A 14,111-nucleotide genomic window follows, 5' to 3' on the forward strand; every position below is an offset into this window, starting at 1 on the left:
ACCACTTCACCTTGCATGAGTATCCCTTGATTTCAGTATTAGTGCCGATGAGAAATGAAGCAAGAAATGTGCAAAATTGCATTGCAATGCTGAAAAATATTCGCTATGAAAATATAGAAATAATAATTTATGAAGATCAATCGACTGATAGCACATATTCATTATTACTTCAAGAAATTGGGGATGATACTAGATTTCAAGTTATTCGTGGCGAACCATTAACGGAAGGCTGGATTGGAAAAGTACACGCCTGTTATCAGCTCCGCCAACATGCACATGGTCGTTTCTTAGCTTTTATTGATGCAGATGTGACACTACATCAACATACGCTTACCTATGCAATAGCAAGAGCTAAACAATACAATGCGTCACTAGTTACAGGGTTTCCTAAATTCCATTATACAAATTGGCTTGATAAAATGCTTATTCCAATGATGCATTTTATTGTCTATTTCCATTTACCAATTGCGCTTGCAAACTTTACCAAAATTCCGGCTACCACGGCTGCAAATGGCGCATTTATGTTTTTTGAAACGGCAAGTTATGACCAAATAGGCGGACATGAGGCAGTAAAAAGCTCTTTAGTAGAAGATATACATATTGCACAAATACTGAAGCGGAATGGCCATCGTGTATTACTGACCAATGTTACGGATTGTGTGCATTGTCATATGTATGAAACGAGTAAAGAGACATGGGAAGGTTTTTCTAAAAATATTTTTGTAGGAATTGGTCGATCACTCCCAATGGCAATTGGTTTAACATTATTTTATTCGCTATTGTATATCGTGCCATTGATCTTTGGTGTGTATGGTGTGACGACGTGGCAACCACTTTTCATACTTCCTTTTATTATCACAGTTATACACAGAATGATTTGTGATATCGCAAGTAAAACACCAATCGTTTATAGTTTGGGTATTTCAGGGTCTGTTGTGGCGTTGTTATGTATTTTATGGCGTTCAGTTGTGTTATCGAAAACAGGGGGAGCTTATACTTGGAAAGGCAGGTCTTATAAATGAAGGTTAGTATTATTGGTGGTGGGTTAGGCGGGCTTGCCTGTGCCATTTCACTTGCACATAAAGGATACGATGTGCATTTATTTGAGAAAAATAGTACGCTGGGCGGTAAAATGCGTCCAGTTATGTTAGGTGACTACTATTTTGATTTTGGACCGAATACGATAACGATGCCTTATGTCTTTAATCAAGTAATTGAACAAACAGGTGTTGATGCAGCCCCTTATTTTCGCTTTGTTGAGGTACAACCACATATGAAAAATGTAGGAGTAAATGGCGAAACATTTTATTTATCAAATAATCGAGCGTTTATGATTCGTCAGTTACAGCATTTAGATCCACATGGGGCAAAAAATTATCCAGCCTTTATTACAGAAATATCTCGACTATACTTTTTAGCAAGACAGCATTTTTTAAATAAAGCTTTTCTATCAAAAAAGGATTTTATATCACCGAAACTAGCCAAAGCGCTTTTAGCAGTTCGACCCTTTGAAACATTGGAAAAGTTTTTGCAACGTTATTTTACGAATCCTTTTGTTTTGCAATGTTTTATGCGGTATGCAACGTATATTGGGTCGTCTCCGTATAAGACACCTGCCACATTTGCAATGATTGCTTATTTAGAACTTGTGGAAGGCGTTTATTATGTACCTGGTGGGACAGCTTCAATTGCCAAAGGTTTTGAAAGGCGTGCACGCGAGCTTGGGGTGAAAATTTATACGAACAGTGAAGTAATAAATATTGATATAGACAATGGTGTAGCAAAAAGTATTGAACTCAAACAGGGTGAGAAAATTTCTAGTGACTTATTGGTAGTAAATGCAGATATTTTACAGGCAATGCCAACGTTAATGGACAGTAGCTTTCTCGCAAAAAAGAGGCAGATTACGCCATCGTCCTCGGTTTTCGTTATTCTAGCAGGCTTAAATAAAAAGATAGCATCTTTGGAACATCATAATGTCTTTTTCTCACCAAACTATTTTAACGAGTTTGAGCAACTATTTGAGCAAAAGGTTTATGCGAACGAGCCGACAATTTACATTTGCAATTCATCTAAAACAGATGTGACTCGTTCTCCTAAAGGTGATAATTTGCTTATTTTAGTGAATGCACCCGCTGGGCAAACACCACCTGACCAATATGATGAAATAATAATGAAACAACTTGAGCGATATAGCATTTATATAAAAGACGCCATTGTACAAAAGCAAATTATTACGCCACAAACGATTGAACAAGATTTCAATAGCTATAAGGGTGCTTTATATGGGTATGCATCCAATAGTTTTCGCAGTGCTTTTTTTCGTCATCCCAATAAGAGTTCGATTGCATCAAACTTATACTTTGTAGGTGGCAGTACGCATCCAGGAGGGGGATCACCTCTTGTGACATTAGGTGGCATGCATGTAGCCGATGCAATTGTCAATCAACATTAGCGACAGTGATTGAAAGGACATTCGCAGTTTTTATAGAATTGTTATAAGTGGGGTAACCAGAAGGGTGAGATGATATGGGGCAAGTTAAAATATATGGTGTGAAAGATAGCTTAAATCCTATTAAGGCAACATTATCGACGATTATTCATGCATGTATGGTAGAGGCACTTGCATTGCCTTCAGATAAGAAATTTCATCGTATTTTTCCGATGGATAAAGAAGATTTTTGCTTTCCCAGTGATAGAAGTGATGCCTATACCATTATTGAAATAAGCATGTTTGAAGGTCGAACAGTGGAAACGAAAAAGCAATTATTTACATTGTTGTTTGACAAGATTCATAGTGAACTGCGTATAGCGCCTCAAGATATCGAAATTACGATTTTTGAAACGCCAAAACATAATTGGGGAATACGGGGACTGCCTGGAGATGAGTTAACATTAACTTATAATGTAAATGTATGAGTTTTTGTATAGGTAGATTGAAATGACAGACCTTTGTAACAAACGGTTATCGAAATTTACTTAGGCAAGTACTAAACAAAAAGGGTTGAACAACGTGATAAGAAAAGGCTACTTCATAGACAAAGAAAACAATCAGATGTTTCACGATGAAGTATGCGTATCAAATAAAATTTACGCTAATAATGTTACGTTACGGGAACTTGAACAAATGATTTTTAGTGGCGAATTAGAAGAAATTTTTATCTGTCACTATCAAACGGAACGAATAAGTACGTTAAAGCGTTTAGTAACGCATGATGTTAAGTCTGAATGGCGTACAAAGTATAAAAATAATATTAGCCTTGATGATGAAGCTTGCTTAAATGATTTTCCTAATGGCTATTGCTTTTTTGTAGAGCTTTGGAAAAGCGCTAAAGGTACTACTATTTTAGTGTTATTCCAATGTCATTAAAAATCATCCATTAGTAAAAATATTTTAGCAGAGGAGGAGAAAAGCTTTTTCCAAAGTAGACAACAAAAAAGTGTTAGATTGATTGTGGTCAATCTAACACTTTTGCTTTTTCAAGCTATTTTTTATTTGTTATTTCTATAATTTAATTGTCCAACCGAATGAATCTTCAAGCGTGCCATTTTGGATGCCTGTTAATGTATCGTAAAGCATTTGTGAAATTTCACCAATTTCACCGTTATTAATTAGGATTTTTTCGTCGCGCCATTTCAACTCTCCGACAGGTGAAATAACTGCTGCCGTGCCCGTACCAAATGCTTCTTCCAATGTGCCGTTATGATAGGCTTCAACCACTTCATCAATTGAAATGCGACGTTCTTCGACTGGGATGTTTTTTGCTTTTAATACGTGCAGCATCGAATCACGCGTAATACCTGGTAAGATGCTTCCGTTTAATGCTGGCGTAATGACAGTACCATTTATTTTGAAGAAAATATTCATGCTCCCTACTTCTTCAATATAACGGTGTTCCTTGCCGTCAAGCCATAATGTTTGAGAGTAGCCTTCCTTGTGCGCAATTTCTTGTCCTTTCAGGGCACTTGCATAGTTACCAGCGGTTTTTGCTTCGCCAGTTCCCCCCACAACAGCTCGTACAAAGTGCTGTTCCACCATAATTTTGACTGGATTAATGCCTTCTTTGTAGTAAGAACCCGACGGTGACATAATAATAATAAATTGATAACTATTCGAAGGGTGTACGCCCAAGTGAGGCTCGGTTGCAATAATAAATGGACGGATATAAAGAGATGTTCCTGGTGCGGTTGGAACCCATTCACGATCCAATGTTACTAATTGCTTTAACGCCTCTAACGCAAGTTCTTCATCAATTGCTGGAATGACGATACGCTCATTTGAATGATTTAAACGGTTGAAATTACGGTCTGGACGGAATAATAGCACGCCGTTATCTACTGTTGCATAAGCTTTTAAGCCTTCAAATACAGCTTGTCCATAATGGAAGACCATTGCTGATGGATCGATAGAAAGTGGCTGATACGGGATAATGCGTGGATCATGCCATCCCATTCCTTCAGTATAATCGACTATAAACATGTGATCTGTAAAAAATTGTCCGAACCCTAATTGGTCTACTGCAGGTTTTTCTTTTGGTTGTGTTGTTAATTCTTTTTTAATTTCTAACATCGTCATATCCTCCGCGTCTTATGTCATTAGGTGATTTATCTATAATACTTAATAATACTGTTTATTTTAAATTAATGAAATACTAAGAATCTACTAATAATTAATAAAATTGCTGAAATATTTATTTAATTCAACAAATTCCAACATTACATAGATAAAGAAATGTTTTTTCATAAGGTGAGCATCATGTGCTTTAGTTGTGACGTCCAAGATAGGCATAATTAGAGTCTTCTACTTTCAAATGCTAACTATGTATGTAATTAGCACGTCGAAACGATTATGATTGAAGTAAAGGTTTGGAAATTAAAGTGGGGGTACCTGTCCAAAGATAGCATAAAAAGACAGGATGAAATTAATTGAATACGATAATCTTGAAGTAAGGAGTGAGGGCATTTGAGTTGGATTGAGTCGATTCAAAAGGCAATAAATTATATAGAAGAGCATTTACATGAAACCATTACGATGGAACAAATAGCACAAGAAGTAAATGCCTCTGTTTTTCATTTTCAACGGACATTTTCTATTTTAACAGATATGTCTATAGCAGATTATATTAGACGAAGAAGATTAACGTTGGCTGCCCAAGAGTTAATCAATACAGATAGTAAAGTAATCGACATCGCCTACAAATATGGCTACGACTCTCCTGAAGCTTTTACCAAAGCATTTCGAAAGCAGCATAACGTAACGCCAAGTGAAGTACGTAAACAGCAAGGACCATTACAATCATACAATCGCCTGATAATCCAGGTGACTTTGAAGGGAGCAGAACCAATGAAATATAACATTGTAGAGAAAGAGAAGTTTCAAGTCGTGGGTGTTAAAAGAACGTATAATTGCCAAACAGGTGAGAATTTACAAGGCATACCTCAATTTTGGAATGAACTAAATGGGCAAGGTATGGACGAGCAATTATTTACATTAAACAACGGGCAAATCAAAGGGGTACTTGGTGTGTGTGTACCAGATGAAAACTATAAGGATAACAGTTTAATAGACTATTGGATTGCAACAAATCACGTAGGAGAAGTACCTGAAAATATGTTAGCAATGGAAGTACCGGCATCCAAATGGGTTGTATTTGAAGTGCGAGGCCCGATGCCTGATGCGATGCAAAATGCTTGGAAGAAAATTTTCTCGGAATGGTTCCCATCCAATCCATATGTACCTGCTGGAACAGCTGAATTAGAAGTTTATACGGATGAAGATCCTACAAGTGAAAATTTATATTCGGAAATTTGGATACCGATTAAGTAGTAAGGCGGTGCCAGGCACGCAAACAATTCTCAAACAATTTGTAACTTCGTAAAGAGTAGTGAAGCCAAGAATGTAATTTATTCTTGGCTTTTTGACTTGTTTGTCGAGCAGACTTAAAATTTTGTTCTAAAATAAGTTATGGCGCAAATGAAATACTTTATAGAACAATTTAGCGTCCCTGCTCATTTTGCTGTTGGTGTTCATTTGTGGCAATAAACATTTTTGAAACCTATCATCACAGTATTTTGTTCTACCGTATTTGGCATAACATTCGTCATGCTTCTTACAGCAAGAATCAACTGCATTTGTTGGTGCGCCTGGGCCTGAACATCCTGGTCCACAATATCTATAGCCTGGATAACAAAATCCTATTTTTCTATTCCTATTCACAGTGATAACCTCTTTTCAAAAAAGTTTTCATACTATACATTATGTAGCGTTCACATTTGAAAAGAGATGAAAAACTAGTGATAAATCAAAAAAGAATGGATAAAGTAGTGAAAATTAAAGCGACAAAATATCACCATCATTCGGCACTGATACGGCATGTGCCAGTCGCTGCTCGTCTAGAAAATTAGTTAACTGCGCTCGGCTTAATTTGCAATGATTGATGGTTTCAAGATGGACAATCACAAGCTTTGTGTTTGGGGATAAGCGAGCAATACGTGCAACATCTTCGCGCGTCATTGTTATTACAGTTCCCCATATCATCTGTGCCTCTGATGCATTTAAAATGGCGATATCCGGCTGCAACTCTCTGAAAGCTCTGTCTATAGCTGGTGTCCAAATACAATCACTGACGATATAAATGGAACCTTCTTCCGTCGTATTTAAGAAAAAGCTAGAAACAGGTCCTAGTAATTTGCCAGTAATACCAGGTGCATGTCGTCCTGCTAGTCGTTTCAAGTGAATTCCTTCCCATTCATAACAATCATTGATAGCTATTACCTTTTTAAAACCCGCAGACCGTATTGCTGTGGCATCTTGTGGCTGACAAAAGACAGGAATCTGTTTGTTCAGGATAGCCATCGCTCTTTTATCCCAGTGGTCAAAGTGACGATGCGTTAATAAGATGGCATCCATATCTTCAAAAATGTTTAGTGGAACAGGTAATGGAGTTAATGGATTTCTACGATAATTTCGGGTAAATGGCACGGGTGCAAGTTTACTGACATCACTTAACATTGGATCAATTAGTATGCGTTTTTCGTTGATAAATAAAATCGACGTTGCGTGTCGAATATGTTGGAGGCGAATGGTCATATGAACTCCTTCAAGTGATTTATTTTTTACATACGCTATCATATTATGAAGTTTGTTTCTACTAATTAGTAGAAGGTGGAGAACAGTTAAGGTTTTTGTAAGCTAATTAAAAAACTGCTGTAAGGTTGCGTAGTTATACTTGCGAAGGAGCAAAAAATACAGTATTGATGAAAGGAGTTATGGAGAATGAATCCAACCGTTACACAAAAAGAAAGGATTGTTTCCTTAGATATTATTCGTGGTTTAGCGCTATTTGGCATATTATTTATAAATGTGGGGGCTTATCAGTTGGTAGTTGAAGGACAACCATTGCCTGTTTATAGCAAATTCAATAGCATACTAGATACGGTAATTGATATATTTATCGAGAAGAAATTTTTTTCGATTTTTTCATTACTCTTCGGTGTAGGTTATTATATTTTCACTTCACGTGCTGAAGCTCGGGGGGATAAGCCGAGATGGCGCTTTGCAAGAAGATTACTAGCATTATTTCTTATAGGGATTGTCCATTTAATTTTTTTCTGGGGCTCCATTTTATCTGCTTATGCAGTAATCGGTCTTTTTTTGTTGCCATTTTATCATGCAAAAGTTTCTACAATGAGCAAGTGGCTATTTAGCTTGATTGCGGTTTATATTGTGAGCATATTGGGCCAAATGTTTATGCCAAATATAAGTTTCTTATCTACAATTTTTGATTTCTTAGGCAATGATATCATGACGATTTTTATTATGTTTTTAACTGGTTTTCTCGTTGCAAAAGCTAATTGGATAGGCAACGTAAGACAACATACCAAGCAAATTCAATGGGTGATTTATGTAACATGTCCATTGTTTATAGGCTTATCTAGTTGGATTGGGTTTGCCTCTCAAAATCAAGATGCGCATCTTCATTTACTACTTGGTTTAGGTGTAATCCCGACGACCTATTTTTATGTAGCTTGCTTATTGCTTATTTTAGAACATGAGCCAATTGTAAAAATATTAAAGCCTATTGGACGTGTTGGACAAATGGCTTTTACAAACTACTTAGCTCAGAGCTTTATAGGGCTAGCTATAATAAAGTTAATGGGACTTGAAGTCCTATCAACTTCCTATATAGTGATAATTGCCATTATCATTTTTGTCATTCAAATTATCTTTAGTGTTATATGGTTTAAATTCTTTAAAATGGGTCCGTTAGAAAAAGTGTGGAGATGGATGACTTATGGAAAAAAAGTATCGGTAAAATCATAAATAGCAAAAAATTAACGTCAGGGCATTATTGCACTGGCGTTTTTTGAAATAACAATCATATACTGTTACTATTGAAAGTATAAATTTGTAAAATTAATGAAACTAAATGACAAGTTATCCGTAAAATAGATAACAAGAATAAGGGGAGTACAAATATGACGAAACAATTAAAAAAATATATGGCAGTGACTACAGCGTCGTTTATGGTGATGCAACTAGCAGGATGCGGTAATGCTGAAACGGAGGTAGTGAAGGAGTCTGACCCCGTTAATACGACGGATACGGTTGAAAATAATTCCCAAACGACGAATGAAGATGAATTGCTAAATGTACATAACAGTGAGATGGCTGATGCTTGTGATGAGTGGCAAGAAAGTGATGATGGTTCCTATGAATGTTTAGACGAAAATTCTTCATATTACGCACAGCATTTCTTTAATGGGTTAATGTATGCTACTGCGGGTGCAATGATTGGTAGTGCCATTTACAAAAGTCGTAATTTAAAAAATGGCACGGAGCGTAACAATCACAGTGGCGGCGCGGCAGGATCGACAACGACTACGAATAAGTCGAATGCTACAAACTCGAAAAATGGCATCACAACGGGAGGTTCTTCTTCGACGTCATCTGGTACCTCAACAAGTGGTTCAAGCTCAAATGTAAATAGTTCTACATCAAATAATACGAATTCGAATGCTTCAACATCTAGTGGTTCAAACACAAATTCGACTAACACGAATTCTTATTCGAGCGGTCAGCGTTCATATTCCAATGGTTCTAGTTCCTCTTCAAGTGGTAGTTCGTATAATAGCTCTTCATCAAACGCTGGGAAATCAGGTTTCGGCTCTGGAGGGGCTTCTAGAGGAGGCTCGTCTTCGTCCTAACCGACTGGAGAAGGAGGAAGCACGATGGAACACGCTACATATAGTAAGCAACGGCTAAAATTCTATTCGCAATTTCCTAATTTCTTTTCTGATTTTGAAGATCTAGAATATGCTTTATACGATGTGATGGAACTGCAAAAAGAGAAGATAGACGAGATTTATTACGCCACGAAGATGCTTTGGCAAATCTTTTTAAAAGTTGGAAAACAATTTAAGCATTTAACAGACGAACAGCTTTTTGCCCTTGGCATTCGGTCGGAAATGATGCCTTATATCGAATTGGATTATTTACAGCAACAGTCCATCCTTGCTCGTTTTGATTTTATTTGTACGGAGGAAGGCGATATAAAATGTCTAGAACTGAATGGAGAAACACCATTTCTTGTCCAAGAAACGTTTGAAATGAATGAACAGCTCTGTCAGCATTTCCAACTAGAAAATCCTAATGATGTAGCAGCATTGCAAAAAACGCTATCTGGTGCACTTTTTGCCGCAATGCATTATTTACATGATGTTAAAAAACCTAAAATAGTTATAACAGGAAAAACGGCTGAAGAGGATTTTGAGGAATATTGCCAGGTGAATTTTTTAAAAACTTGTGTCCCATTTGATATTGAATATGTACCTATCCAAAAGCTAATTATTTTTTCTAAAGATACGCCTAGCGTAAAGAGAGGGCTTTATACACCTTCTATGGAAAAAATCGATATTTTATATCGCCCCGCACATCCAATGGAGTTTTTAATTGACGATATAGCATCTGATGGTGAAAGAATTGGTCTGCAATTACTAGAACTTGTAAAAGATCGTAAGCTTGCCATTATTAATGCGCCAGCGGCCTATGTTCTTCAGTCCAAAATTTTATTATGGCTAATTTGGGAGCGGAAAAATGATCCACTATTATTTAATGCGGAGGAGCGGTCTGCAATTAATAAGTACATGTTACCAACTTATTTGTCCGCAGAGCCATTTGTAGCAGATGGAGTGCCTTTTGTGAAAAAACCTGTCTATTCTCGTGAAGGCAATACAGTAGAAATTTATGCCGGGGACGGCTCTAAAACAAATGCATCTGCCTACACACATTATGATGATAATTTGTTTATTTACCAGCAGTACGTTGAAATGCCTTCCATCAATATTCAACAGACGGATGGCTTCCATTCTAAGAAATGGCTCATCGGCTCTTTTATCGCTGATAATCGCGCGTGTGGTTTGTCTTGTCGCGTAGGCAATCAAATTACCGAATGGGATTCCCATTGGTTAGCTATAGGCTATAAATAAGGTAAAACCCACTTTGCTTTCTGTCTATGCAGGAGGCTCAGTGGATTTTTACTTTCCATTTTAGTTTATTAATCGTTCCAACCTTTACAGACATCAATCCATTGTTGATAAGGTGTATATGCTTCTAGTTCCTGAATGCTAAGTTCAATAGCGGAATTGCTACTGCCACAGGCAGGAAATACCGTTGCAAAATGTTTAAGCGATTCATCTAAGTAAACGGCAACTCCATCATGAATACCGAATGGGCAAACACCCCCGATATCATGTCCAATACGTGCATTGACTTCTTCCTTGGCAAGCATTTTAGCCTTCGTGCCAAAAATCGCTTTATATTTAGCATTGTCAATTTTGGCATCACCCGCTGCTACAATTAAAATCGCCCCATCATTTACAAGAAATGATAGTGTTTTAGCGATACGCTCTGGTTCACAGCCAAGTGCTTTTGCAGCCATTTCAACGGTTGCTGAGCTTTCACTTAGTTCCTGTATTTTGTGTTGTAAATTCCACTGTGCAAAATGCTCACGTACTTTTTCAATTGCCATTTAAAACCCTCCTTGCTGTGTTCTTTATCTATTTTAACATAATTTTCAGAATTTAAAGTTAAAGCTCCGTGCGTTCAACAAGTTTTTATTGTGGAATATTTTGTAACTTTCTTTCTGTTGGCAACGTCAAATTAGGCAAACGTTTGAGTGAGGAAGTGGAGCACTTGAGTTATAGAAGAATTATTTCTTTTGTAGTTATTGTAAGTATGCTAGTTATAGCCATTTTTCCATGCAAAGCAAACGCAACAAGTTGGGCATATCCTTTCGTGGTTTGGGACAATTATATTTATGTGATGAGCGATGAAAATGTAAATAATATTGATAAAGAAATTGGAGAAGTCACGAAGTATTCCGATATGGAACAATATGGAGGGAACTTTTCAAATGTATATCCAATTGGGACAAAATATTATTCAATTGTTGGTATTAATACGGATGATACAATTGCCGTCCAAGTTGGAGACAATCAGTATATCAAAGCCTTCCGAGAAGGCCCCTATACTTACAAAAAAAGCTATATACACTATATCTTTAAAGGTTTGGGGATTTTAGCGTTTTTATTTGTCGTATTCTTTATCTTTTCTCAAACTCGCAAGAAACTTTAGCAATCCATATGTTGGATAAGGAGGAATACCTAATGAAGTATATTAAAGGCTTATATGGAGCACTTGTACTAATGATGGTCGTTATGTTAATAAGCACAACTATATTGCAAGATCAATATTCGGGGATAGCTATGTTCATTTGTCTAGGATTATTTTTAATTGGCACAGCCTTTTTTATAAATGCCAAACATTTAAAGAATGAAGATTTATGAAAGATTACAATTATACAGATTTGCAGCATGATCTAACGATGGGGAGAGAAATTCATTTCATTTATAAAAAAGAAAATTACTATATAGGTCGTGGAACTGGTCAGTTTATGTTTTGGAAATTCTATGATTCAGCGAGTGAAATAATTGGCGAAGACGCTGAAGATTTACTTCGAAAGATTAAACTGGATGGTCAATTAATCAAGGAATTGTGGGATTCCATTGAAATTGATGTTTACTAATGTTCGAGCTGACTAGGAATGGAAATTTGATATAAAAGGTTTTTAGTGGAAAAAAGGTATAATTAAAAAGTGTGAAGAACAGCAATTGTTAAAGGAGGCGTTCAGTATGGAAAATACGAGATTGAATGTGAATGGTTACAAGGGGATAACGCCTTACTAACAAAGTTATTTAGCGTTTCCCCGAAAAATGAAAGGGGAAAATGAAGATGGAACAAAATGTCCAAATTGTCGAATTAAATGCAGAAAACTGGTATGACTGTTGTGAATTAGAAGTATCACCAGAGCAAAAAAAATTCATGGAATCCAATGCAATCTCAATTGCCCAATCAAAGTTTGAGCCGACTTTAAAGCCATATGCTATTTATGATAATGAAAAAGTGGTTGGCTTTTTAATGTACAATTCCGTTCAAGAAGAACTTGATGGCTATTGGATATATCGAATAATGGTCGATAAGACCTTCCAAGGTAAGGGTATTGGAAAAGTTGCAACTACGTTAATGCTTTCAGAGATGGCTAAATTACCGAATGCAAAGAAAATAATTGTAGGTTACCATCCAGAAAATTTAGAAGCCCATCATTTATATACAAGTTTAGGATTTATGGATGAAGGGGATAGATTCGGTAAGGAAATGGCAGTAATCAAGATAGTAGAGTAACAAGTTTGATAGAGTAGTTGAATAAGGAATAGGGCCATTCTTTGGTCCTTTTCTTTTTTGGAGGTAGGATTTATGAATGGTAATTATAAATGTTGTATCGATATTCGACTGAGCGGTGGAGATATACAATTCGACGTTTCTGATGATATGCAGCTATTTCGTTTTCAATCAGGTATAGGCTTTGTAGCAATTCCGCATTTTTTTATAACGTTATCGGCACTTTATAAAGGTGAAATCAGCGAGGCACAGCTAGATTGTCACGGGAATGCTGATTATTATTTATTTTCAAGTGATGGTCAAAATCTTTTTATTGAACATGTAGGCCATTATCCACAACGTACAGATACATATCAATTTAAGCTAAAGGTTTATATGGAAGCTATTTCTTGCGCATTTTTAAGCTATCTACAGCAACTTGAAAAGGAAGGGATATTACCTTTAAAAGAACAAGAATTTGGTCATCCATTATGTGATGATGTATTACATGCATTTGATAATTTTTCCGCAGTTCTAAGAAGCTGAGTTCGTGGTAATTTGCGACTATTTTGGATGGTATATTTTATGTGAACGTCAAAGTATATTTTAGCGAGGGATTCAATTATTATGATGAACATTGTACCACCTAAGCCTTTTTTCTATAAAGGTGGAAAGCAAGCGGTTTTATTATTACATTCTTTTACAAGCAATACGATGGATATGAAAAAGCTAGGAAAGTATTTGCAACAGCACAATTATACTTGTTATGCACCTTTGTACAAAGGACATGGTTTACCAGCAGAAGAATTGCTGACGTTTGGACCGAGTGATTGGTGGGAGGATGTACGACAAGCTTACCAGTTGTTGAAGGATGAAGGGTATGAAAAAATAGCGGTAATCGGCCTTTCTCTTGGTGGCGTGTTTGCCTTTAAAATTGCTCAAGAATTAGAGGTAAATGGTGTTGTGACAATGTCCGTACCAAGACATAGGGAAGCTTTATTTCTTCAAAAGCGCGCCTTTTATTATGCAAAGGAATACAAACGACTCGAAGGAAAAAACGAGGACCAAATAAATATGGAAATGGCCCTTCTACAAAATTTGCCTAATCATACATTGGTGGAATTTCAACAGTTAATTGATGTAACAATGGATAAGTTGGCATTGATTACAGCACCTATTCGAATAATGTATGGTGCATTGGATGATCCGTTGTATAAAGAAAGTGCCGAAGTTATTTTTCACAACGTTGTGTCGCAGCATAAAATAATAAAAGGGTATCCAAACTCTAAACATTTGATGACATTAGGGTTAGATCTGCATGACATAAACCAGGATATACTTGCTTTTTTACATGATTTAACGTGGTAGTTTCAATCAAGTTATTTCCATCAAA

General features: G+C 36.4%; 18 protein-coding genes. 14 read left to right on the forward strand and 4 right to left on the reverse strand.

What is annotated here, in order from left to right; translation table 11 throughout:
• Positions 1-26: 26 nt before the first annotated feature.
• The 4 genes from T479_RS06200 (at position 27) to T479_RS06215 (ending at position 3,370) form a co-directional block, all read left to right on the forward strand.
• Positions 27-1,022 carry a glycosyltransferase family 2 protein gene (locus T479_RS06200; protein WP_158497866.1) on the forward strand — a complete coding sequence of 332 codons (996 nt, stop codon included), beginning with the start codon at positions 27-29 and terminating at the stop codon, positions 1,020-1,022.
• Complete coding sequence (locus T479_RS06205) at positions 1,019-2,455, forward strand: phytoene desaturase family protein (RefSeq protein ID WP_025218933.1); 1,437 nt, start codon at positions 1,019-1,021, stop codon at positions 2,453-2,455. The genes T479_RS06200 and T479_RS06205 overlap by 4 nt, the downstream gene beginning before the upstream one ends.
• 74 nt (positions 2,456-2,529) lie before the next feature.
• Positions 2,530-2,919, forward strand: a complete 390-nt coding sequence (locus T479_RS06210) for a tautomerase family protein (RefSeq protein WP_024361452.1) — start codon at positions 2,530-2,532, stop codon at positions 2,917-2,919.
• A gap of 94 nt (positions 2,920-3,013) precedes the next feature.
• Positions 3,014-3,370 carry a hypothetical protein gene (locus tag T479_RS06215; protein WP_025218934.1) on the forward strand — a complete coding sequence of 119 codons (357 nt, stop codon included), beginning with the start codon at positions 3,014-3,016 and terminating at the stop codon, positions 3,368-3,370.
• A gap of 135 nt (positions 3,371-3,505) precedes the next feature.
• Here the strand turns inward: T479_RS06215 and T479_RS06220 are convergent, their stop codons facing one another.
• Complete coding sequence (locus T479_RS06220; RefSeq protein ID WP_024361450.1) at positions 3,506-4,576, reverse strand: branched-chain amino acid aminotransferase; 1,071 nt, start codon at positions 4,574-4,576, stop codon at positions 3,506-3,508.
• 387 nt (positions 4,577-4,963) lie between these two features.
• On the opposite strand from T479_RS06220, the gene T479_RS06225 reads away from it, so the two are divergent.
• Complete coding sequence (locus T479_RS06225) at positions 4,964-5,827, forward strand: AraC family transcriptional regulator (protein WP_025218935.1); 864 nt, start codon at positions 4,964-4,966, stop codon at positions 5,825-5,827.
• A 126-nt stretch (positions 5,828-5,953) separates the two neighbouring features.
• Here the strand turns inward: T479_RS06225 and T479_RS23110 are convergent, their stop codons facing one another.
• Positions 5,954-6,217: a Parvovirus coat protein VP1-like protein gene (locus T479_RS23110; protein ID WP_081769861.1), complete on the reverse strand. Its 264-nt coding sequence runs from the start codon at positions 6,215-6,217 to the stop codon at positions 5,954-5,956.
• A gap of 114 nt (positions 6,218-6,331) precedes the next feature.
• Entirely contained in the window at positions 6,332-7,090 is a 759-nt protein-coding gene (locus T479_RS06230; protein ID WP_038509534.1) for an MBL fold metallo-hydrolase, read from the reverse strand.
• 186 nt (positions 7,091-7,276) lie between these two features.
• Here T479_RS06230 and T479_RS06235 point away from each other — a divergent pair, with 186 nt between their 5' ends.
• The 3 genes from T479_RS06235 (at position 7,277) to T479_RS06245 (ending at position 10,488) form a co-directional block, all read left to right on the forward strand.
• Entirely contained in the window at positions 7,277-8,323 is a 1,047-nt protein-coding gene (locus T479_RS06235) for a DUF418 domain-containing protein (RefSeq protein ID WP_025218937.1), read from the forward strand.
• A gap of 155 nt (positions 8,324-8,478) precedes the next feature.
• Positions 8,479-9,207, forward strand: a complete 729-nt coding sequence (locus T479_RS06240; RefSeq protein ID WP_025218938.1) for a hypothetical protein — start codon at positions 8,479-8,481, stop codon at positions 9,205-9,207.
• 24 nt (positions 9,208-9,231) lie between these two features.
• Positions 9,232-10,488 carry a glutathionylspermidine synthase family protein gene (locus tag T479_RS06245; RefSeq protein ID WP_025218939.1) on the forward strand — a complete coding sequence of 419 codons (1,257 nt, stop codon included), beginning with the start codon at positions 9,232-9,234 and terminating at the stop codon, positions 10,486-10,488.
• A 68-nt stretch (positions 10,489-10,556) separates the two neighbouring features.
• On the opposite strand, the gene T479_RS06250 is transcribed toward T479_RS06245, so the two are convergent.
• The gene (locus tag T479_RS06250) at positions 10,557-11,030 is read right to left on the reverse strand and encodes a YbaK/EbsC family protein (RefSeq protein WP_025218940.1); all 474 of its coding nucleotides are present in this window, start codon (positions 11,028-11,030) and stop codon (positions 10,557-10,559) included.
• A 164-nt stretch (positions 11,031-11,194) separates the two neighbouring features.
• On the opposite strand from T479_RS06250, the gene T479_RS06255 reads away from it, so the two are divergent.
• From T479_RS06255 to T479_RS06280, 6 genes are all read left to right on the forward strand, one after another.
• On the forward strand, positions 11,195-11,635 hold the full coding sequence (locus T479_RS06255) for a hypothetical protein (RefSeq protein ID WP_024361442.1): 441 nt from the start codon (positions 11,195-11,197) through the stop codon (positions 11,633-11,635).
• 32 nt (positions 11,636-11,667) lie between these two features.
• Positions 11,668-11,847 (forward strand): hypothetical protein, encoded by a 180-nt coding sequence (locus T479_RS06260; RefSeq protein ID WP_024361441.1) that lies wholly within the window; start codon positions 11,668-11,670, stop codon positions 11,845-11,847.
• A complete protein-coding gene (locus T479_RS06265) occupies positions 11,844-12,086 on the forward strand; it encodes a hypothetical protein (protein ID WP_025218941.1) in 243 nt (80 codons plus the stop codon). The genes T479_RS06260 and T479_RS06265 overlap by 4 nt, the downstream gene beginning before the upstream one ends.
• A 206-nt stretch (positions 12,087-12,292) precedes the next feature.
• Positions 12,293-12,742, forward strand: coding sequence for a GNAT family N-acetyltransferase (locus T479_RS06270; protein ID WP_025218942.1), 450 nt, complete (start codon positions 12,293-12,295; stop codon positions 12,740-12,742).
• Between the two features lie 72 nt (positions 12,743-12,814).
• Complete coding sequence (locus T479_RS06275; protein ID WP_025218943.1) at positions 12,815-13,264, forward strand: hypothetical protein; 450 nt, start codon at positions 12,815-12,817, stop codon at positions 13,262-13,264.
• 81 nt (positions 13,265-13,345) lie between these two features.
• Positions 13,346-14,086, forward strand: a complete 741-nt coding sequence (locus T479_RS06280; protein ID WP_227665422.1) for an alpha/beta hydrolase — start codon at positions 13,346-13,348, stop codon at positions 14,084-14,086.
• Positions 14,087-14,111: the final 25 nt, after the last annotated feature.

The organism is Lysinibacillus sphaericus, from assembly GCF_000600105.1.
GTDB classification, from domain to species: Bacteria; Bacillota; Bacilli; order Bacillales_A; family Planococcaceae; genus Lysinibacillus; species Lysinibacillus sphaericus.

Bases quoted from the DNA above. Each gene is read 5' to 3' on its own strand.
- T479_RS06270 (WP_025218942.1), top strand. From the start codon at position 12,293: ATGGAACAAAATGTCCAAATTGTCGAATTAAATGCAGAAAACTGGTAT.
- T479_RS06220 (WP_024361450.1), bottom strand. From the start codon at position 4,576: ATGACGATGTTAGAAATTAAAAAAGAATTAACAACACAACCAAAAGAA.
- T479_RS06235 (WP_025218937.1), top strand. From the start codon at position 7,277: ATGAATCCAACCGTTACACAAAAAGAAAGGATTGTTTCCTTAGATATT.
- T479_RS06205 (WP_025218933.1), top strand. From the start codon at position 1,019: ATGAAGGTTAGTATTATTGGTGGTGGGTTAGGCGGGCTTGCCTGTGCC.
- T479_RS06250 (WP_025218940.1), bottom strand. From the start codon at position 11,030: ATGGCAATTGAAAAAGTACGTGAGCATTTTGCACAGTGGAATTTACAA.
- T479_RS06260 (WP_024361441.1), top strand. From the start codon at position 11,668: ATGAAGTATATTAAAGGCTTATATGGAGCACTTGTACTAATGATGGTC.
- T479_RS06230 (WP_038509534.1), bottom strand. From the start codon at position 7,090: ATGACCATTCGCCTCCAACATATTCGACACGCAACGTCGATTTTATTT.
- T479_RS06265 (WP_025218941.1), top strand. From the start codon at position 11,844: ATGAAAGATTACAATTATACAGATTTGCAGCATGATCTAACGATGGGG.
- T479_RS06240 (WP_025218938.1), top strand. From the start codon at position 8,479: ATGACGAAACAATTAAAAAAATATATGGCAGTGACTACAGCGTCGTTT.
- T479_RS06210 (WP_024361452.1), top strand. From the start codon at position 2,530: ATGGGGCAAGTTAAAATATATGGTGTGAAAGATAGCTTAAATCCTATT.
- T479_RS06245 (WP_025218939.1), top strand. From the start codon at position 9,232: ATGGAACACGCTACATATAGTAAGCAACGGCTAAAATTCTATTCGCAA.
- T479_RS06275 (WP_025218943.1), top strand. From the start codon at position 12,815: ATGAATGGTAATTATAAATGTTGTATCGATATTCGACTGAGCGGTGGA.
- T479_RS06280 (WP_227665422.1), top strand. From the start codon at position 13,346: ATGATGAACATTGTACCACCTAAGCCTTTTTTCTATAAAGGTGGAAAG.